This window comes from Pannonibacter carbonis, assembly GCF_003012935.1.
In the GTDB taxonomy this organism is placed as follows: Bacteria; Pseudomonadota; Alphaproteobacteria; order Rhizobiales; family Stappiaceae; genus Pannonibacter; species Pannonibacter carbonis.
In genome coordinates, this window is the sequence record NZ_PUDR01000020.1 from 46738 (window position 1) to 65439 (window position 18702).

The window sequence follows — 18702 nt, forward strand, 5'->3', positions numbered from 1 at the left end:
CATCATGTCGTTGTTCGAACCGGAGGAATTTGTCGGATCCCACTGGCACCGGCTGGTGGGCAGCCTGACCACCCTGCCACGCTACCCCGAGGCCGCCGTTCCGCTGTCGACCATGCGGCTTCGCCTCGGTGTCTTGTTCAGGGCCCTCGGCGGAAGTGGCGCGATCCGGATTGCGGAAGCAGCGCCAACGCTCAGCCACCACCGGCTGAGCGTCCTGCGCAAGGCCGGCCTTGGCCGCGAAACGCTCAGCCGAGCGGTTCTCGACACGATGTCCCTGCGCCTGCCGCCAACCGTCGACTGCTTCCCGGACCGGGACGACAATGCCGCCCTCTACGAATGGCTGGCGGCATGGTTCGCTCATGCCGTGCCGGTTGAGCGAACCAATCCCGATCCGCTGGTGAGCGATCTTCTTGCGTTGCGCGCGGCGGTCCGGACAACACGCGAATCGCTCAACGCCTGGCCCGGACTGCGACCGCTGTTCCACCGGCTGCGTGCGGCCACGCTGGCACAACGTCCCCGGCGAGGGCTTCCGTCGGTCGAGGCGCGGCTGGAGGAGACCATCTGCGCACTTCTCGGCGGCCGGCGACCGAACGATATCAGCCTGCTGCTCACCATCGAAGAGCCTCATGCCGATCTGTCGATGTTCAAAGCCCCGCGCGGCTACAAGCCCTACTTACCAATCCCGCTGTTCGGCGACATCCGTCACTCAACGGGTGTGCAGGCAACGGAGGAGCCGGAGGACAGCGACGGCAATTCCGTTCGGGCCGACGAACAGCGCCGCCAGGCCGAGCGCCGCCAGACCGACATGAGCGACAGGGGCGATCCGCTCTGCTTTCACCGGTTCGAGACGATTTTCTCCCTCGCCGAGATGGTCAACGTAAACCGCCGGGTCGATGAGGACGACGAAGACGGCGCACGCCAGGCCGCAGGCGACCTCACTGACCTGACCATCGGCAACAACAGCCAGCGCACGGCCGCCCGCCTCAAGATGGATCTCGACCTGGCGCCGAGCGAGGCCGAAGGCTCCGCCCTGACCGTCGGCCTGACCTATCCCGAATGGGATTGGAAGCGTCAGGCCCACCGCCCCGACCATTGCCGCGTCTTTACCCGGCGGGCCAGCGAAGGCGACGGTGGCTGGACAGCTTCCGATGACATGCAGCGTCAGATCCGGGCCGTTCGGCGCCAGTTCGAGGCGCTGCGTCCCCGCCGCGTCGTTTTGCATGGCCAGCCGGATGGCGAAGATCTTGATCTCTCTGCCGTCGTGCGGGCAGCAGCGGATCGTTCGGCCGGCAGCCCAGGGTCGGAGAACCTGTTCCTTGCCGGCCGCGCCATCGATCGCGATCTGTCGATGGCTGTCCTTATGGACATCTCGCTCTCCACCGATGCCTCGCTTGGCGCGCACCGGGTCATCGATGTGGAAAAGGCAGCCTTGCTGGCCCTCAGCCAGGGCTTGGACGCATGCGGCGACGAGCACGCCATCTTCACCTTCACCTCACGCCGGCGTACATCCGTCAGCGTGGAGACCGTGAAGGACTTCGTCGACCCGGTCGATGCCCGCGTGATCCGGCGGATCGAGGGACTGAGGCCCGGCCAGTATACCCGCATGGGCGCTGCCATCCGGCATGTCACCACCCGCCTCGCCGAGCGGCCGCAACGGCACCGCCTCCTGCTGCTTCTGACCGATGGCAAGCCGAATGACATGGACTATTACGAGGGCCGCTATGGCATCGAGGACACCCGCATGGCCATCCGGGAAGCGCGCAAGGCCGGACTCAAGGTCTTCGGCGTCACGGTGGACGAAACCGCCCGTGACTACTTCCCGTATCTCTTCGGGCGCGGGGCCTATTCGATCGTAACTCACCCCGAGCGCCTGCCCTCAGCACTACCAGCAATCTACCGGCAACTGGTTGGTTGAAAGCGCGGATGCCCCAGCGCCTGGGCGACGGCAAAGCTGGTCCAGGCGAGGCACCACACCATTGCCGCAGCAATCAGGCTTACCGCATAGGCCGAGGCGAACAGACCAGTCGCCAGCGGCGCGGCAACCCGCAGCAGCACGGACGCATGCAGAAGCGCCAACGCCAGGTGAAACAGACCGCGTTGCCAACGCTCCAGCCTACCGCGGCGTATCGATGATCGAGACAGGGCGAGCCGCCCCATGACTGCCATGGTCATGCCTCCGATGGCTCCCGCCGCTCCGGCGTGCAGCCCCGCATCCCTCACAAGACCCGAATCCGGCAGCAGCGACAGCCCGGCAAAGACCAGCGCCACCACCAGCCAGCCATAGGCAACATGCAAGGCCAGGATTTCGGGCGACCGCAACAGCCAGCCACGCCAGCGCAGCAGCCTCAAACCCTGCAACGCCGCAGCCGAGAGGACAATCACCGCAGGTACGCGGCCGCTGCCCCCGGCAGCCAGGACAATTCCTGCGATCAGCAACCCGCCGATTGCGGCATGATCCACTCTCCCCCCCACCGGCGCCACCTGGTCCTTCAGCCCGGGGCCAAGGGTACTGCGGGTCAGGCTGGGCACAAGCCGTCCTCCGACCAGGGCGATCAAGGCCAGGGCAAGGCTGATCCCCACCCAGGGCAGGGCCGGCAGGCCCGGGAGCATCACCCCGAGCCTTGCGCAGAGGCTGAAAACTGCACCGGACACCCCGAGCCCGGCGAAAGCCAGCACGGCCAGGCGCGTCTGTCGTGGTGCCCGAACCCGCGCTTCACGCGCAAGCAGTGCTGCAAGAGTGGCCGGAAAGGCAAGATCGAGCGCGAACAGGCCCAGGGCAGCCGCCGCATCACCTTGCAATGACACGTCCAGCGGCAGGCGGCAGACAAGCCAGAGCCCGAAGACACCGGCGAGACGCCAGCCTGCAACAGGCAAGCGCCCTGACCAGTTCGGTGTCGCCGAGAGTAGATATCCTCCGACCACCGCTGGCAGGAAACCGAACAGCATCTCGCGGACATGCCAGTCCCGTGCGGACAGACCGCTGACCGTCTCGATCCCCGTCAGATAGGCAATCAACCAGACCGGCACCGCCAGGGCCGCCAGCACGGACGCAGCCAGGGAGAACGGCCGATAGGAGACGGCAAACACCCAGCCAGCCAAAGATGACCCTTGTCCCCTTTGCGAACGCGCGTCCGGATCCGGGACAGACATGACTAGACCGCCGCAGAATGCCGCCCGGCTGTGCCCAGATAGGCGTCGAAGGCGCTGGCAACGATCCGGGCAATCTCCGGTGCATGCTGTTGGATCTCGACCTGTCCATCGCCGATCCGCAACCAGCCGCGTTCGGCAAGCGCTGCAAGCTGCGGCAGGCTGGCCAGTTCGAGGTTCGAACCGGCCACTTCGGCGGGAACGTCAGCGCTGAAACGACACAGCAGGTCCTCGATCACACGCCCGCGCGTCAGATCATCGGGCTGCAGCCGCCGGCCGCGCACCACAGGCAGGCGATCCGCCTCGATGGCCCTGCGCCAACCATGATTGTCCGGTGCGTTCTGGGCATAGCCTTGCGGCGTGCGGCTGATTGACGAGGCCCCGATGCCGATCAGGCTCTCTGCCACATCCGTAGTGTAGCCTTGGAAGTTCCGTCGAAGCGTCCCCGCCCGGGCGGCAAGGGTCAAGGCGTCATCCGGCAGGGCGAAGTGATCGATCCCGACCTCGCAGTATCCGGCATCGACTAGGAGTTCACGCGCCAGCCGCGCCTGGGCCAGCCGTTCAGCGGCCCCCGGCAGGTCTTCGTCCCGGATCAGTTTCTGATGCGGCTTCATCCAGGGGACATGCGCATAGCCGAAAACGGCAATCCGCTCCGGCTTCAGCCGAACAACCGCCTCGACGGTCTCACGGATGGAGCCCAGCGACTGCCGCGGCAGACCATACATAAGATCTGCATTGATCGCGGTGATCCCCGCCTCCCGAAGGGCTTCGAAGGCGGCAGTGATCCGCTCCAGCGGCTGGATACGGGCAATCACGGCCTGAACCTGCGGATCCAGTGTCTGGACACCGAGGCTTGCCCGGTTGATGCCGAGCCGCGCCAGCAGCCTTGCACCTTCCTGTGTGACATGGCGGGGATCCAGTTCGATGGCGTGTTCGAACCAGTCTTGCAGGTCAAATCTGGCGGAAAGATCCTCGACAAGAGCGGTGAAGCTGTCGGGCGGCAGGATGTTCGGCGTACCACCGCCCCAATGGATATGGGTGACGGGTGCACGGCCGAGGTGATTGGCGATCAGCGCGATCTCGTCATGTACCACCGCAGCATAGGCCCGCACCGGATCATCGCGCAGCGCCGCCTTGGTCGTGCAACCACAATAGGTACAGATCGTGCGGCAGAAGGGAATATGCAGATAGAGCGAAACGGCCCCCCCCTCCTGGCCTGCCGACTTCAGCCAGCCGGCATAATCGTCCGCCGTTACGTCACTCGTGAAATGCGGTGCCGTGGGATAGGAGGTGTAACGTGGAACCGGCTGCCGTGAGAGTTCCACGAGCTCGGGGGCGATCGATGGGGCCATGGTGCTTGCGTCCTTTTCGCAGCAGGCCGACGATTGTTGGGCCGGTCCTGCTTGTGACCGGCAACTTGGCGCGGTTTTAAGCGGCCAACGTTGCGCACGATCAACGTTGCCAAGCTCTGCCCGACCTAGTCTGATCATCATCAGCCAGGAGATTGCACCATGGCCGCAGCCCTGACAGGTCCGGTGACAGCCGACACGATCCTCGACGACCTGATGGAGACCTACAAGGTCACCATCCCGCTTTTCATTCATCGCAAGCTGATGTGCATCGGCTGCCCGATTGCACATATGCATGACGTCCGCCAGGCCTGCTCGGAGCATGGCATTTCGCTCTCCGAGTTCCTGGAGGACATCAACGAGACGATCCGCTCCGGCCGCTCTCCTTACGAGATCGAGGACGAGGTAGAAAACGGATGATGCGCGAGGATATGACACTTGACGCGGCAGACATTGCCAGAGGCCTCGGGCTTGCTGCCGGCGACCTTATTGACCTGATGCGCGCCGGCAAGATTACCGGGCGCCTCTACAAGGGCGAGAACGAGGATGCGGGCACCTATGCCTGTGTTTTCTTCCATGCCAACCGACGGCTGACACTGGTGGTCGACGAGGCCGGCACCTTGCTGCGCCGGTCCAACGTGGATTTCGGCGACCAGCCCCTGCCCCCCGCCATGCGGCGGGGACCTGCGCAATGACGATGGCAGCAGCCACCCGGTCAAATTAAACCATCCGGTCAAACTAAAAAGGGCACCTTCCGGTGCCCTTCTTGTTTTCAGCCGCCGCAGCCGCCGCCGCAGCAGTCGTCCTTGCGAACCTCCTCGGGTTCCCCTTCCTTGCCAACAATCACGTGCCAGTCGATTGGACCGGGCACCCTGTAGGTCCAGGAGAACTGCCCCGGCAAGGTCTGCTGGAACTGGTAGAGCAGCCCGAGCGGATCATGATCATTGATCAACTCGAAGCACTCACCGGGACCCAGGGCATCATACTGGCGGAACACCAGCGTATGACGCTGGGGCCTTGGCAGCGAGCGCAGGTCAACGGTAACGACGGGTTTCAGGTCTTGGACAGTTGCATGGGTCATGACGCACTCCGGTTCTGATACGGATGACCCAGCGTCTTAAGCCGAGGACGGGCAGCGGTCCTTGTCGAGGAACAAACTTCGGACCGTCCTCAGTCGTCGCTGCGCTCAGCCAGCACATAGAGCCGGTGCGGATCCACGACAACGACCCGTTTGCGGCTGGACTGAACCAGCCCCTTCGCTTCCCAGGCCGTCATGACACGGCTGACCGTGTGCAGCGTCGTACCGGTCATCTCCGCGATATCCTGGCGCGTCACGGGGAAGTCGATCAGTATCCCCTCCTCCGTCTTGCGCCCGGCCTGTCGAACGAGCCGCAAAACTGCATGCGCAACGCGCCGCTCAACCTCCTCCGTCGACAATTCCAGGATCCGCGTGTGGGCGTCCTGCAGCCGCTGGCCGACGGTCTGAAGCGCATTGAGGGCCAGCGTCGGGCTGCGGGCGATAAACACTTCCCACTGGGTCGACGACCAGGCAAGCGCCAGGCTTTCGACAATCGCAACGGCGGTCGCCGGATAGTCCGGGCGGCGCATTGCCTTGGCAATTCCGAAGATATCCCCCGGATTGACATGCCGGACGACGACCTGCTGACCGTCCGGTGTCGTCTGGACCACCTTCAGACGACCATTGAGCAGGCAGAAGAACTCGGTCGCCTCGGTCCCTTGCGTGAAGGCTGCAGCGCCCTCTGGCAGTTGGCGCACCGACGCCATCGCAAGGACATTGTCGAGATCCGGATCGGTCATCGCCTGGAAAATACTCAGGTTCCGGATCAGAGATCGGTCAAGTCGATGCGCGGCCATTCGTCAATCCTCAGAAATTACTCAACACGATCAGCTTGTTATAACCGCGCCTGCGACGAAATGGCCAGCGCGGTCATGTCCGGAATGCTCTTTGCCTTTTCGCAAAAAAGCATCGCCTTTTCTGTCGTTTACTCCAGTCAACAGCAACGGCAAACACAAGAAAGGACTTGCCATGTTGACCCGTCGTGCAGCCCTGTGTGGCGCAGCAGCACTCGCCCTCATGATCGCCTCCCCGCTTCGCGCCGAAGAAGGGCCCGATCCGACCCTCAATGCAAAAGCCCAAACCGATCTGACGGCCGGACTGGAGCGTGTCAAGGCGAAGCTTCTGACCCCGCCCCTCGTCATGGACCATGACCAGGTGGCCAAAGGTGGTCCGAAGGTCGTCCAGTTCACCATGACGATCGAGGAAAAGGAGATCGTCATCGATGGCGAAGGCACAACCTTCCAGGCGATGACCTTCGATGGCTCGATGCCCGGACCGACCATGGTCGTGCATGAAGGGGACTACGTCGAGCTGACGCTGGTCAATCCCGAAACCAACACGATGCCGCACAACATCGATTTCCATGCGGCAACCGGTGCTCTCGGCGGCGCTCAACTGACCTTCGTCAACCCTGGTGAACAGGTGACCCTGCGGTTCAAGGCGACCAAGAACGGTGCCTTTGTCTATCACTGCGCCCCAACAGGCATGGTTGCCTGGCACGTGGTCAGCGGCATGTCAGGCACACTTTTGGTTCTGCCACGCGACGGCCTCAAGGATGACCAGGGCAACCCGATCACCTATGACCGCGCCTACACCATCGGCGAGTTCGACCTCTATGTCCCGAAGGACGAGACCGGCAAGTACATCGACTACGAAACGCCGGGTGACGCCTACGCCGATACGGTTGAAGTCATGAAGGGTCTGATCCCGACCCATGTGGTCTTCAACGGCGCAGTTGGTGCGCTCACCGGTGAGAAGGCCATGACGGCCAAGGTCGGCGAGACGGTGCTGATGATCCACAGCTCGGCCAACCGCGACACGCGCCCGCACCTCATTGGCGGCCATGGCGATTATGTCTGGGAACGGGGCAAGTTCAACAACCCGCCGCAGAAGGGTCTGGAGACCTGGTTCGTCGCCGGCGGCAGTGCAACGGTTGCAACCTACAAGTTCCTGCAGCCGGGCATCTACGCCTATGTCAACCACAACCTGATCGAGGCCCTGGAACTCGGCGCGGCCGCCCATTTCAAGGTCGACGGCGCGTGGGACAATGACCTGATGATGCAGGTATCGGCACCAGGCCCCATCGTCGGGGAATGAGGCCGGTCGTCGGCGACCCGCGCCGCCCCGCGGGTCGCCGAACTGCCAATCGCTGGTGGAGGCATCCAATGTCCATTTTCAAGTACGGAACCGTCGCCGCAATCAGCCTGACGGCCATGGCAGCCCTGCAAGGTTTCTCGCCGCTGCCCGATGATGCGGCACTTGTCCGCATCGAAGCCTCGTCCGTCATTTATCGCGAACCCGGCGAATTCCTCGACCGGGGCACCCCGGTCAATGGTCCGCTGTTGACCATTGAACAGAACGCACCGATCTCGATCATGCGCAATCAGGTGACCCGCGGCGAATATGAGGCCTGCGTCCAGGACGGTGCCTGTCTTGCCCTTGATACGAAGGGCGATGCCGGCCTGCCGGTGGTTGGGGTCAATTTCAATGACGCCGTCACTTACGCCAGCTGGCTGTCCGCCAAGACCGGTGAGAACTGGCGCCTGCCGACCGATCGCGAATGGGCCCTGGCTGCCGGTTCCCGGTTCAAGGACGATGCCTATACGGAGGTCAGTGACCCGGCCAACCCCTCAAAGCGCTGGATGGCGATCTACGCAGCGGAGTCCCAAGCCCAGGAAGCGATCGATCCAACGCCGATGCCCATCGGACATTTCGGAACCAACGAGCACGGCCTCGTCGATCTCTCCGGCAACATCTGGGAATGGACCACCACCTGCTATACCCGTCACCATGTGACGGAGAGCGGACAAACCCAGGTGACGGAAAACTGTGGCGTTCGTGTTGCAGAAGGGAGCCACCGCGCCTTGATGATCGCCTTCTTCCGCGACCCCAAGGCCGGGGCCTGTTCGATTGGAATTCCACCCGCCAATCTCGGTATCCGGCTGGTGCGCGAAGACAAGGGACTGCTGCAATGGCTGGGCCTCTAGATCCGGAGGCCCCGTTTGTCTCCTCGGCTGCGACGGACACTGCCTTGTTGCAGCGCCTGTCGAATGTCCTGCATGACATGGGGCTTCCCTGCTCTTGCCAGGAGGAAGTCGAGCGGACAGTGGCTGTGTTTGCGGAATTCGAGGTCCGCCGCGCCCGCCGCCGTCTGCTTGAGTCTGCAAGATCGAGGGCACGGCAGCTTGCCGGCTTCCTGCCCTATCTCGATGACCTGAATGCGCCGGAGGCGGCGGTGATGGATCCCGAGGACCTGACAGCCCTCGCCGACGCTTTCCGCCAGATTGCGAATGCTGCCTCACAGGGCGTCGCAAGCCTCGAGCTTCTGGCCAGTCTCAACGAGACCCAGTGTCCCGCCGAAGGGTCTTCATAGCGGAAGTTTGTGCCGGAACAAGGACCATCCGCCGGACGTCTGCCAGTGTCTCCTCCCATATCATGACTTCTCGTCCGGAGGCATTATGAACGCGCCCTACATTGATACACCGCCCGTCATCGATGTCTGTGCCCTGCCCTGTGCAGTGCGCAAGGCCGTTATCTTTGAAACGTTCGATGCCCTGCTTCCTGGGCAATCCTTCGAGATTGTCAACGATCATGACCCGGTGCCGCTGCGCCGCGCCTTCGCAACCCGGACTGTCGCCGCCTTTCAGTGGCACTACATGGAGAATGGACCGCAGTTCTGGCGGGTGCGGATCACGCGGTCATGACCAGTTCGCTCGAGGATCAGGTCATGCAGGCCCTCGCCTCGGTCGAAGACCCGGAACTTGGTGTCAGCATCGTTGATCTCGGTCTGGTGCGCCACGTCGAGGTAACCTCAGACCGGGTACAGGTTACCATTGCCATGACGACACCCACCTGTCCGCTGGGTGGCCTGATCGCAGAAACGGCAAGGGCTGCTATCGAGGGGTCTCTGGCGCCCGGGAAGGCCGTCACCGTCACCCTGGACCGCAGCTTTCACTGGACGCCGGACCTGGCCACGCCGCAGGTCCGGGATCGCTTCACCGGCAGCACATCGGTTTCCCTTGCAGATCGTCTGCGCACGGCCGTTTCCGGCCTTCTGGGATCGCAATGATGCAAAGGGACACGCGACCGCTTCTGGCACTCCTCGCCCTTATTGCCGTCATCGGGCTGGTTGCTGGACTATCGGCCGGAATGGCCCGTCTCGGCCAGTTTGAGCCGGCCGCCAGCCTGGCGGACCGGCATGCGGTGTTTGTCTTGTGCGGGTTCTTCGGCACTTTGATCTGTCTTGAGCGGGCCGTGGCGACAGGGTGGCTTGCCGCACTCGCCATTCCGGCTGCGTCCGCAGCTGCGGGTGCGCTGCTTTGGTTCGATCCACTGGCTGCAGGTCTCCTCTTTGTCCTCGCTGGCATCGGTCTGGCCGGATTGGCAGTGCAGGCGGCCCTGGTCATTCGCAGCCTGTTTGCCATTGTCCTTGTTGTTGGCGCAGTGCTCTGGCCAATGGGAACGCTCTGGTGGCTTGTTGAAGGCGACACGACAGCGGCCGGCTATATCTGGCTTGGTTTTCTCATCCTGACGATCACGGCGGAACGCATTGAACTGTCCCGTCTGCGCGCACCCTCGCCGGCAAGCCAGGCAGCCCTTGCGGCCATTCTTTTTGTTTTCTGCCTGTCCCTGCTTGGTGGCGAGCCACTTGCCGGATCGTCATGGCTTCTGGCCCTGTCCCTGTTTGCGCTCGCGGTCTGGCTCCTGGCCAATGATATTGCCCTGATAACCATTCAGGGGCGTGGCCTTGCACGCTTTTCGGCCATCGCTTTGCTCGGTGGTTATGGCTGGATGATTGTCGCAGCCGCCGGCTTGCTGCTGTTGCCGCCATCGGTTTCTTCGGCAGGACATGATCTCTACGTGCATGCAATCGGTTTGGGCTTCGTCCTGTCGATGGTCTTCGCCCATGCGCCGATCATCCTTCCGTCAGTGACCGGAGTGGATGTGCGCTATTCCGCTCCACTCTACATCCCATTGCTTTTGCTGCATGTGGCCACCGCGCTGCGTGCGGCCTCCGACCTCACATCAATCCCCGATCTCAGGTCAGCCTCTGCCTGGCTGACACTGTTCACGCTCGCCCTCTACGTGCTTCTGATTGCCAGAACCATCCGTCGCAGAGCGAAGCACAAAGCCGCAGCGGGCACCGGCCGATGACCTACCAGCTCATTCCGCCCGTAAACCGCAAGCCGGACGCTCTGGGCGACGGGCCCGTCATTCCACAATCCGTGAAGGGCAAGTACCGCACACTGAAGTGGCGACTTCTGGTGCTCTGCCTGACCATCTACTACGTGTTGCCGTTCCTGCGCTGGACGCGTGGCGATGGCCAGCCGGATCAGGCCATTCTCTTTGATCTGGCCAATGTCCGCTTCTATCTGTTCTGGATCGAGGCCCGAGCTCAGGAGCTCTACTACCTCACGGGGCTGCTGGTTCTGGCAACCATCATCCTCGTGCTGCTGAACGCCCTGGCCGGGCGTGTCTGGTGCGGTTTTCTCTGCCCCCAGACCATCTGGACGGATCTGTTCCTGCTGGTGGAACGCAAACTTGAAGGTGATCGCCGCCAGCAGCTGCTTGCCCTCAAGCAGCCGTTGACGCTGCGCCGGCTGATCCGTCGCGGTGTGAAACACGTCTTGTGGCTTGTCATCGCGACGGCGACCGGCGGGGCATTGGTGCTCTATTTCGCGGATGCGCCAACACTGCTTGCAGAGCTTGCCACCGGCGACGCGCCAATGATCGCCTATGGCATGCTGGCAAGCCTGACGTTCACGACCTATGCGATGGCCGGGTTTGCCCGGGAAAAGGTCTGTACCTTCATGTGCCCCTGGCCCCGCCTTCAAGGGGCAATCTGGGATCCGGAGGCGCTGACTGTCACCTACCGCAAGCACCGTGGCGAACAGCGCATGTCGGCCAAGAAAGCCGAGCTCGCGCGCGGGCATGGTCTGCCGGCGGGTGATTGCGTCGACTGCAACGCCTGTGTCGTGGTCTGCCCCATCGGCATCGATATTCGTGAGGGCCCCAGCATCGCCTGCATCAACTGCGGCCTCTGCGTCGATGCCTGCGATACGACGATGGCCAGGGTGCACCGGCCGAGGGGACTGATCGACTTCGAGACCTGGACCAACATCGAGCGGGAGAGCAAGGGCGACCGCCGCACCCCTGCCCGCCTGTTGCGTCCGAAGATTATTGTGATCGGTCTTGTCGGACTGGTGCTGCTTGCGGCCATGAGTCTCCATCTGAGCAATCGCGCAACCCTGTCGCTCCTTGTCATCCACGACCGCAATCCGGTCGCCGTCGCCCTCAGCACTGGCGAGGTCCGCAATGCCTACGAACTGCGCATCACGAACGCCACGACAGAGGAAGCCCGGTTCAACCTCACAGCCTCCGGCAACGCCCGCCTGCAGATTTCGTCTCCAGGGCTTGGCGAGACCGATGCCGCAGGGCTTCCCGTCGTCGTCCCCGCCGATGCGTTGCGCAAGCTCAGGGTCATAGTCACCGGTCATCCAGACCTTGCCGGCGACATCACGTTCCGCCTCGTTCGGGAGGCCGATGGCAAGGAAACAGCGGCAACGGATCGGTTCCATCTTCCCTGATGCAGTTTCCCCCAAGGTACCGAAGCTCCCGGGAGTTTGATCTGAAACAAAGTGGTTGCGGTGCACAAGCGATATCTAGGCTTCATTGCTGAATATGAAACTCAACTTATGGAGACCGCAATGACCCTGAAAGCCCTCATTCTTGCCACCGTCGCTGTCGCAACCCTTTCCGGGGTCGCTCAAGCTGCTGAGCACGAAGTGAAGATGCTCAATCGCGGCGAGGCTGGTGCCATGGTGTTCGAACCGGAGCTGATCAAGATCGCACCGGGCGACACCGTAATCTTCAAGGCTACCGACGCCGGTCACAATGCCGAGACCATCCCGGGCATGTTGCCGGATGGCGCTGAAGCCTTCGTTGGCAAGATGGGCAAGGACGTGACCGTCACCTTCACCCAGGAAGGCGTCTACGGCGTCAAGTGCAAGCCGCACCTCGGCATGGGCATGATCGCTGCCGTCGTCGTCGGTGCACCGGTCAATCTCGACGCGGCCAAGGCCGTGAAGACCCCCGGCAAGGCCAAGAAGAAGTTCGAAGCCCTGCTCGGCGGGCTTTGACCTGACCTGACCTGACCTGACCTGACCTGAATTGGGCCGGGGCGGGCCACAGACAAAACAAGGCCCGACCCCGGCTTGTAACCTTCCGCACGTCATCTCCAGACACACGACGAGACACAGTCATGGCGCATCCTCACTGGCTTTCCGGAGGCTTCCGGCCCTTCTTCTTCCTTGGAAGCCTCGCCATGGCAGCATCCGTGCTTGTCTGGCTGCCGATCTACTTTGGTGCGCTCGACCTGACATCATCCTTTGTACCGCGCGATTGGCATGTGCACACGCTGCTCTTTGGCGGCGTCAGCGCGATCATCGCCGGCTTCGCCCTGACGGCCGTGGCCAACTGGACCGGACGGCCGCCAGTTTCCGGCCAGGAACTGCTCGCCCTAGTGCTGATCTGGCTTGCCGGTCGTGTCGCGGTATCGGTATCTGCCCTCATCGGTGCTCCGCTGGCCGCAGCCATTGATCTTTTGTTTCTCGTCGCCCTGTCCAGCGTCTTTGCCCGCGAGGTCATACTGGCCGGAAACCATCGCAATCTGAAGGTTGTCGCCGTGGTTGGCTTGCTGGCTCTCGCCAATCTCGGCTTCCACACCGAGGCGCATCTGACCGGCAGCGCGGATTACGCACTACGGGCGAGCCTGTCGCTGGTGCTGTTCCTGATCCTGCTGATCGGCGGCCGCATCCTGCCAGCCTTTACCCGCAACTGGTTGAAGGCGCGCAAGATCTCCCCGCTTCCTCCGGAATTCGGACGCGGCGACGCTGCCGTCTTGGCTGCAAGCGGCCTGTCGCTGGTGTGCTGGATTGCCCTGCCGGATCACAAGGCAACCGCTGCGGTGCTGGTGCTGGCAGGGCTGGCCAATATGTGGCGCCTGTCACGCTGGTGCGGGCTTGCGACCCGAAGCGAACCGCTGTTGCTGATCCTGCATGCGGGATACATGGTCCTCGCACTGGGCTTTGCAGCAGTTGGTGGCGCCATCCTCAGACCGGAGCTGATCGATCCGCTGGGCGCAGTGCACATGTGGACAGCCGGGGCAATTGGCGTCATGACGCTCGCCGTGATGACCCGGGCCAGCCGGGGGCACTCCGGCAATCCTCTGACAGCAGACCGCCTCGACCTCCTCGTGTTCGCGCTGGTGCTCATCGGAACGCTAGCGCGCGTCCTTAGCCCCTATGCCGCCGAACTGGACGCCCATCTTCTCGATGCCGCAGGTCTTGCCTGGGCCGGGGCCTACATTGCCTTTGCCGCCGGCTATGCCCGGCGCCTGCTTGTGGCTCCTGCCGCAAAATGAACCGCTCCTCGTTCAATCCTCCGGCCTTTTCCTCCCGGGCACGATCAAGGGGGCCGCTTCCGCTGGCTTACGGCGCGACATTGGTCGTCACCTACCTGGTCACCGGGATGACCCGCAGCCAGGTTCTCGATGACCAGATCGGCCCCATCGCCGGCGCGTTGACGGAAGCAGCTCTGTTTCTGGCAATCGGCGTTGCCAGCCTGGCAGTCCTGAGCCCGCGCCGGATTGATGCAAACGCCATCCATCCGGTCGCTGCCGGTCTGATCGCGCTTGGCCTGTTCCTGCTTGCTGACAGCAGTATTGCCGTCTGGTTGTGCGGCCTGCCGTTGTCCCGGCACATGTCGCGCTTCGCAGAAGCAGCGGGCATGATCCAGTTCACGGCTCTCATGCTCTACGCTGCCCTACCCAGCCTCTGGCACTGGCCTGATTGAACTGGCGCCTGTCGCCCTGTCAGCCGAGTCGCGCGCTGAAGGCCGGGCGTGGCACCGGACCGATGAAGGCCGGCCAGTAGGCACGGATGAACACCACCCAGGCCAAGATCCAGACCAGCGCCGCCGTTTGCACGGCAAACTCCCAATCGACTGCCGGTCCGGCAACCCGCGTCAGGGCTGAAAGCTGCACCAAGACCAGCCCGAAGCTCATCAATGGCGTCAGGATCAGACGGTCTCCGACACGCTTCATCGCCGGACGAAACATCATCGCCATGATCATGCCGCCCATCGCACCAATGGTGAAGGCATGGCGCGCAGACGCCAGATCGACGAAATCCGGCCACACAAGCGCAAGGCCTTGCAGCAGGAAGGCCAGCGGAACCCAGGCATATGCGACATGCAGCCAGGACAAAGCGGGATAGCGAAAGGTGCTGCAGGTCCGCCAGGCTGACATGCGCCCGAGAAGGACAACGGCAGCAATCATCCACAGCCATGCCGCCGGCACCGTCCAGCCCTGCACCTCGGCCAGACTAGCAAGAATGATCAGCGCCAGGACTGGCAAGGCGGAACGCGGACCCAGCGCTGGACCAGTCTTGGCATTTCCCGCTCGCAGCATCCAGGCTGCTGTAAAGGCGGGCACGGCACGGCCGCCCACAAATGTTAACAGCAAGACGAACGGCAGCAACACCAGGCTGGCTGGCAAATCAGCTGTGCTTTCCATAATGGCGACGGTCGCCGCCATCCCCATTGCCACTGGAGCCCAGGCCCGGCGGACTGCGCGTGCCCGAGTGAGCGGGATCGCAAGCGCCAGCGCCAGACCCAAAAAATAGAGGGCATTTGCCCAGCCGGTCGCCTCTTGTGCCTCCGGCTGCCCGCTGAACACTGCGACAGTGGCAATGCCCCTCGCCAGAACCCAGAGAGCAACCAGCACCCAAGTCAGACTGCGCGACGCAGTTTGACCGGCAGTCCAGGCCGGCAAGGACGTCAGCAGATACCCGCCGGCCGCAGCTCCAGCAACACCAAGCAACAGCTCGGTTGCATGCCAGCTGGTCCTATCCGGCACCAGCTCTGCCGGAAAGAGCCACACCAGCGGGCTGAACACCGCCCAGATCCCGGCCAGCAGGAAAAACTGCTGGCATGGCGCCAATTGGTGAGCCACGATCAGCTTGTGACTGTCCCTGCCGTTGCCTGTTTCAGTCATACGGCAATCAGTCCCATGCCGTGTGGAAAGCGGCCCAAAAGGTCTCCGCCATCCGTTGGCGTGTCAATCGTGACATTTCCCACCTTTACGGTGGCGATAGGCAGCAAAGAGGGTCAGTACCCCAAAGCCGGCCGACGCGAACAACAGCGCGTGCTCCAGTTCCCCGAGCCAGGCCACCATGCCGGCAAGCCCGAACAGAACCACCAGATGTGTCGACAGGCAGGCCACGATGGCAAGCACCGTTGCCGACATGCTGGCCACCAGAAAACGGCTGTAGGGACGCGCCGTGTGCTGTGTCGTCATGTCACTTTTCCTTCTTGGTCGTGCTGCAGAACCTTGCAGCCTTCAGTTCAGAAGCTCGCCTTCAGTCCTAGATAGAAGGCCCGGCCGTCGCCTGGCAGGAAGGCAGCCTGGTCGGCGCGCGCCTGATCGACGATCAGGATCGAGGAGGCATATTTCTGGTCAAACACATTCGTGACCTCGCCGAACAGGCTGACCCGCTCCGTCAGCTTGTAGCTGGCATTCACGTCAACGAGGGCATAGGGGTCGGCATAGAGCGTGTTCATGTTGTCGACCGGCGTGCGGGTCGGCACCCATTTCAATGCCGCACCGACGCTCAGTCCCTCGATGGGCTGGTAGTCGAGGCCGAGACTGAGGATATGGGCAGGCGCGCCACCCAGCCGGTTGTTGCCGCGCAGCCGGTCATCGACAAAGCGGAAATCCTGGAACGTGTAGGCGATGCGGCCGGTGATCTGATCTGTCAGTTGGGCCGTCAGGTTGGCATCCACCCCGACATGTCGGGTACGGCCGGCGTTCATGGCCCCAAGCGAGGCGCCGGTTTCATCGCGCAAGCTCAGCAGTTCATCATCGTAAAGCGCGTAATAGGCCGAGATTTCGGACGAAACCTGGCCAAACTCGCCACGCCAGCCCCCCTCGACGGTCGTTGCCGTCTGGGCCTTCAGGTTGGGCGTGGCAAAGACAGCCGCCCTCAGGCCCGGATTGGCCGGGTTCGGACGTCCCGCACTGCTGGTCGGCGTACCATTGACGGTGGACAGCAGGTCATCATGGGTCGGCGGCTCGAAGCTGCGGCTGATCGCGGCAAACAGGAGGTTCTGATCATCCAGTTGCCAGCTCGCCCCGAGGCTCGGCGTGAAACCGGCATAATCGCGGTTGTAGGACGAACTGACGGCCGGCACCGCGCCGGCAGGCAGTGCCATGCCCGGGCGGGCCGGATTGAAGGCCAGTGTCGGCCGTGTCGCCTGGCCATAGCGGTCCCGGTTCTCACGATGCGCGAAGGCACCGGCAATCGCCGGTGAAACCGTGATCGTGTCCGTGACCGGCAGGTTGAGCCCGAGCGAGGCAGACAGGGTCGACGACGTCAGATCGCTCTTGCCGAACATCGCGCCGGTCTTGCCGGCATTGTTGAGGAAATACCGGCGCTGCGCCTCGCCTGCGGTCACCTGCGCCGTTGCCTCGACGAGCGGCAGCCTGGCATCCTGATCCGGTGCGTAGGCGTAACGGGCAACGGCGGTCACATCGCCGCCCAGGGTTTCACGAACACCGGAGGAGACCGGAAAGCGGAACGTGTCATCCGTATAGGTGTAACCGAGGGCCAGATCGAAGAGATGCGCGTCAAACTCGGCGCTGGTGCGGGTCCCAAACAGGAACTGCCGTGCCTTGCGCTCCGGCTTGTCGCGCTGGACATTCGGCCCCGGATTGATCGCGCCGGCCGGGGTCACCACTGGTCCCGCCGACACCTGGCGTGGATCCGCCTTCAGCGCCGCCTTGGTGAGCGGACCCGCGACGTCGAACTGCAGATCCGTATATCCGGCAAAGATGCGGGTCTGTACTTCAGGGCTGAAGACATAGCCGGCATTGAAGCCAACGCCGACCCGCTGTGACCTGTTGTAGGTGCGGAACCCGTCACGACGGGCAAGATCAAGCTGGACATGACCATCGACCGGTTCGCTCTCGAAACCCGCCCGCGCCTGCGCCCCGACCTGACCGAAACTGCCGCCGCGCAGCGTGATCGATGCTCCGGGCTGGCTGCGCCCCGTCGGCGAAACGAAGTTCATCGCACCGCCCGAGACACTGGCACCCAGACGGTTGGCCAGGTAGCCACAATAGATCTCCATGGCCGCCGCCGTCTGTGGATTGGCCAGCCCGACAATATAGGATCCATCGGCGCGGTTGATCGGCAACCCATCCTGCAACATCAGGATGCCGCGCTCGACCGGGTTCTGCTGCAGCCCCGAGCCCCGGATCTGGATGCGCGGCTGATCGTTGCCGCCAAAGAACTCCTGCACCACCACACCCGGAACGCCTGCCAGCGCCCGCGACACGATCCCGGTTCCGGACTGGTCATAGGTTTCGCTGCCGACATAGGAGGCCCCTCCCGGCAGCCGCGCAATTCTTTCGCGCGGGGTCAGTCCCCTGGGCGCATCATCGGTGCGGATCGTGATCGTCTCCAGCACGGTTGCGCCCGGTGCTGCGGACTGGGCCATCACCGGAGATGCAGCCGCAGACAGGATGGTCGTTGCCAGCAGCACCGCAAGACCCGGAAGCCGGACTGACGCCGCCTGCGTTCCGCGGGCGCTCCGGCGGTCTGCCGGATCCGGCGCAGGGTCGGACGTCGGGACAACGTCATTAAGGGCGGCAACTTTCTGGAAAAGCATGGATATGTCCTGTTGCATGGAAAAGTAGAAGCCGGGCGCAGAAATCCGGCAGCCGTCAGCGCCTGCGCGCAACGCAGACGTCAAAGGGCAGGCAGGAACGGGATTTTTGGCTTCGCGGATCGGCGTGGCGGGGCCCGGCAGCTGGAATTTATATGAGTTTTTGGCTCAGAATTTGTTCCAGCGCAAACAACAAGGAATTTGCTAGGGCCAGTCGTCGGCGGACGAAACAGAAGGCTCTCGTCGTCTGACTTCTGTCCGTCAGATGAGTAGTGAGCTACTCCCCGACTCTTGGACAGATTTCCGGATGATTTAAGCTACTGCCTGCACCTGCTGATCGGTTTGGGTTGCGTTGAAGTAGACCACGGCGGGTGGTTGTCCGCCATGGGCAGTATGCGGGCG

The 18702-nt window shown here is 63.2% G+C and carries 20 protein-coding genes; 13 read left to right on the forward strand and 7 right to left on the reverse strand.

Annotated elements, in window-relative coordinates; translation table 11 throughout:
- Positions 1–4 precede the first annotated feature (4 nt).
- Positions 5–1915, forward strand: coding sequence for a nitric oxide reductase activation protein NorD (locus C8348_RS20240; RefSeq protein WP_106755117.1), 1911 nt, complete (start codon positions 5–7; stop codon positions 1913–1915).
- Here C8348_RS20240 and C8348_RS20245 read toward each other — a convergent pair.
- Together C8348_RS20245 and hemN are read right to left on the reverse strand one after the other, a co-directional pair.
- Positions 1894–3099, reverse strand: a complete 1206-nt coding sequence (locus tag C8348_RS20245; protein WP_157950491.1) for an NnrS family protein — start codon at positions 3097–3099, stop codon at positions 1894–1896. The genes C8348_RS20240 and C8348_RS20245 overlap by 22 nt on opposite strands.
- 53 nt (positions 3100–3152) lie before the next feature.
- Positions 3153–4499 (reverse strand): oxygen-independent coproporphyrinogen III oxidase, encoded by a 1347-nt coding sequence (gene hemN / locus C8348_RS20250; RefSeq protein WP_106755119.1) that lies wholly within the window; start codon positions 4497–4499, stop codon positions 3153–3155.
- Between the two features lie 159 nt (positions 4500–4658).
- Between hemN and C8348_RS20255 the strand changes: the two genes are divergently transcribed.
- Both C8348_RS20255 and C8348_RS20260 read left to right on the forward strand, forming a co-directional pair.
- Positions 4659–4916 carry a DUF1858 domain-containing protein gene (locus C8348_RS20255; protein ID WP_106755120.1) on the forward strand — a complete coding sequence of 86 codons (258 nt, stop codon included), beginning with the start codon at positions 4659–4661 and terminating at the stop codon, positions 4914–4916.
- Positions 4913–5191, forward strand: a complete 279-nt coding sequence (locus C8348_RS20260) for a DUF6522 family protein (protein ID WP_106755121.1) — start codon at positions 4913–4915, stop codon at positions 5189–5191. Before C8348_RS20255 ends, C8348_RS20260 begins: the two co-directional genes overlap by 4 nt.
- Positions 5192–5268: 77 nt before the next feature.
- Here C8348_RS20260 and C8348_RS20265 read toward each other — a convergent pair whose 3' ends face one another.
- Both C8348_RS20265 and C8348_RS20270 read right to left on the reverse strand, forming a co-directional pair.
- Positions 5269–5577, reverse strand: a complete 309-nt coding sequence (locus tag C8348_RS20265) for a DUF2249 domain-containing protein (protein WP_106755122.1) — start codon at positions 5575–5577, stop codon at positions 5269–5271.
- Positions 5578–5666: 89 nt separating this feature from the next.
- The gene (locus tag C8348_RS20270; RefSeq protein WP_208983838.1) at positions 5667–6371 is read right to left on the reverse strand and encodes a Crp/Fnr family transcriptional regulator; all 705 of its coding nucleotides are present in this window, start codon (positions 6369–6371) and stop codon (positions 5667–5669) included.
- Positions 6372–6543: 172 nt separating this feature from the next.
- Here C8348_RS20270 and nirK point away from each other — a divergent pair, with 172 nt between their 5' ends.
- The 10 genes from nirK (at position 6544) to C8348_RS20320 (ending at position 14427) form a co-directional block, all read left to right on the forward strand.
- Positions 6544–7671: a copper-containing nitrite reductase gene (gene nirK, locus C8348_RS20275; protein WP_106755123.1), complete on the forward strand. Its 1128-nt coding sequence runs from the start codon at positions 6544–6546 to the stop codon at positions 7669–7671.
- A gap of 68 nt (positions 7672–7739) precedes the next feature.
- Positions 7740–8561 carry an SUMF1/EgtB/PvdO family nonheme iron enzyme gene (locus C8348_RS20280; RefSeq protein WP_106755124.1) on the forward strand — a complete coding sequence of 274 codons (822 nt, stop codon included), beginning with the start codon at positions 7740–7742 and terminating at the stop codon, positions 8559–8561.
- Positions 8546–8947 (forward strand): hypothetical protein, encoded by a 402-nt coding sequence (locus tag C8348_RS20285; protein WP_106755125.1) that lies wholly within the window; start codon positions 8546–8548, stop codon positions 8945–8947. Before C8348_RS20280 ends, C8348_RS20285 begins: the two co-directional genes overlap by 16 nt.
- 85 nt (positions 8948–9032) lie before the next feature.
- Complete coding sequence (locus C8348_RS20290) at positions 9033–9278, forward strand: DUF2249 domain-containing protein (RefSeq protein ID WP_106755126.1); 246 nt, start codon at positions 9033–9035, stop codon at positions 9276–9278.
- On the forward strand, positions 9275–9643 hold the full coding sequence (locus tag C8348_RS20295; protein ID WP_106755127.1) for a metal-sulfur cluster assembly factor: 369 nt from the start codon (positions 9275–9277) through the stop codon (positions 9641–9643). The genes C8348_RS20290 and C8348_RS20295 overlap by 4 nt, the downstream gene beginning before the upstream one ends.
- Positions 9643–10728, forward strand: a complete 1086-nt coding sequence (locus C8348_RS20300; RefSeq protein ID WP_106755128.1) for a hypothetical protein — start codon at positions 9643–9645, stop codon at positions 10726–10728. The genes C8348_RS20295 and C8348_RS20300 overlap by 1 nt, the downstream gene beginning before the upstream one ends.
- On the forward strand, positions 10725–12161 hold the full coding sequence (gene ccoG / locus C8348_RS20305; protein WP_106755129.1) for a cytochrome c oxidase accessory protein CcoG: 1437 nt from the start codon (positions 10725–10727) through the stop codon (positions 12159–12161). Before C8348_RS20300 ends, ccoG begins: the two co-directional genes overlap by 4 nt.
- Before the next feature lie 120 nt (positions 12162–12281).
- Positions 12282–12713, forward strand: coding sequence for a pseudoazurin (locus C8348_RS20310; RefSeq protein ID WP_106755143.1), 432 nt, complete (start codon positions 12282–12284; stop codon positions 12711–12713).
- 122 nt (positions 12714–12835) lie between these two features.
- The gene (locus C8348_RS20315; protein ID WP_106755130.1) at positions 12836–13996 is read left to right on the forward strand and encodes an NnrS family protein; all 1161 of its coding nucleotides are present in this window, start codon (positions 12836–12838) and stop codon (positions 13994–13996) included.
- Positions 13997–14076: 80 nt separating this feature from the next.
- Entirely contained in the window at positions 14077–14427 is a 351-nt protein-coding gene (locus C8348_RS20320; protein WP_106755131.1) for a hypothetical protein, read from the forward strand.
- A 19-nt stretch (positions 14428–14446) separates the two neighbouring features.
- On the opposite strand, the gene C8348_RS20325 is transcribed toward C8348_RS20320, so the two are convergent.
- The 3 genes from C8348_RS20325 to C8348_RS20335 all read right to left on the reverse strand — a co-directional run bounded on the left by C8348_RS20325 (position 14447) and on the right by C8348_RS20335 (position 18303).
- Complete coding sequence (locus C8348_RS20325) at positions 14447–15628, reverse strand: NnrS family protein (protein ID WP_106755132.1); 1182 nt, start codon at positions 15626–15628, stop codon at positions 14447–14449.
- 63 nt (positions 15629–15691) lie between these two features.
- The gene (locus C8348_RS20330) at positions 15692–15931 is read right to left on the reverse strand and encodes a mercury resistance system transport protein MerF (protein ID WP_106755133.1); all 240 of its coding nucleotides are present in this window, start codon (positions 15929–15931) and stop codon (positions 15692–15694) included.
- A gap of 47 nt (positions 15932–15978) precedes the next feature.
- Complete coding sequence (locus C8348_RS20335; protein ID WP_106755134.1) at positions 15979–18303, reverse strand: TonB-dependent receptor family protein; 2325 nt, start codon at positions 18301–18303, stop codon at positions 15979–15981.
- Positions 18304–18702: the final 399 nt, after the last annotated feature.

Bases quoted from the DNA above. Each gene is read 5' to 3' on its own strand.
- C8348_RS20240 (WP_106755117.1), top strand. From the start codon at position 5: ATGTCGTTGTTCGAACCGGAGGAATTTGTCGGATCCCACTGGCACCGG.
- hemN (WP_106755119.1), bottom strand. From the start codon at position 4,499: ATGGCCCCATCGATCGCCCCCGAGCTCGTGGAACTCTCACGGCAGCCG.
- C8348_RS20255 (WP_106755120.1), top strand. From the start codon at position 4,659: ATGGCCGCAGCCCTGACAGGTCCGGTGACAGCCGACACGATCCTCGAC.
- C8348_RS20260 (WP_106755121.1), top strand. From the start codon at position 4,913: ATGATGCGCGAGGATATGACACTTGACGCGGCAGACATTGCCAGAGGC.
- C8348_RS20265 (WP_106755122.1), bottom strand. From the start codon at position 5,577: ATGACCCATGCAACTGTCCAAGACCTGAAACCCGTCGTTACCGTTGAC.
- C8348_RS20270 (WP_208983838.1), bottom strand. From the start codon at position 6,371: ATGGCCGCGCATCGACTTGACCGATCTCTGATCCGGAACCTGAGTATT.
- nirK (WP_106755123.1), top strand. From the start codon at position 6,544: ATGTTGACCCGTCGTGCAGCCCTGTGTGGCGCAGCAGCACTCGCCCTC.
- C8348_RS20280 (WP_106755124.1), top strand. From the start codon at position 7,740: ATGTCCATTTTCAAGTACGGAACCGTCGCCGCAATCAGCCTGACGGCC.
- C8348_RS20285 (WP_106755125.1), top strand. From the start codon at position 8,546: ATGGCTGGGCCTCTAGATCCGGAGGCCCCGTTTGTCTCCTCGGCTGCG.
- C8348_RS20290 (WP_106755126.1), top strand. From the start codon at position 9,033: ATGAACGCGCCCTACATTGATACACCGCCCGTCATCGATGTCTGTGCC.
- C8348_RS20295 (WP_106755127.1), top strand. From the start codon at position 9,275: ATGACCAGTTCGCTCGAGGATCAGGTCATGCAGGCCCTCGCCTCGGTC.
- C8348_RS20300 (WP_106755128.1), top strand. From the start codon at position 9,643: ATGCAAAGGGACACGCGACCGCTTCTGGCACTCCTCGCCCTTATTGCC.
- ccoG (WP_106755129.1), top strand. From the start codon at position 10,725: ATGACCTACCAGCTCATTCCGCCCGTAAACCGCAAGCCGGACGCTCTG.
- C8348_RS20310 (WP_106755143.1), top strand. From the start codon at position 12,282: ATGACCCTGAAAGCCCTCATTCTTGCCACCGTCGCTGTCGCAACCCTT.
- C8348_RS20315 (WP_106755130.1), top strand. From the start codon at position 12,836: ATGGCGCATCCTCACTGGCTTTCCGGAGGCTTCCGGCCCTTCTTCTTC.
- C8348_RS20325 (WP_106755132.1), bottom strand. From the start codon at position 15,628: ATGACTGAAACAGGCAACGGCAGGGACAGTCACAAGCTGATCGTGGCT.
- C8348_RS20330 (WP_106755133.1), bottom strand. From the start codon at position 15,931: ATGACGACACAGCACACGGCGCGTCCCTACAGCCGTTTTCTGGTGGCC.
- C8348_RS20335 (WP_106755134.1), bottom strand. From the start codon at position 18,303: ATGCTTTTCCAGAAAGTTGCCGCCCTTAATGACGTTGTCCCGACGTCC.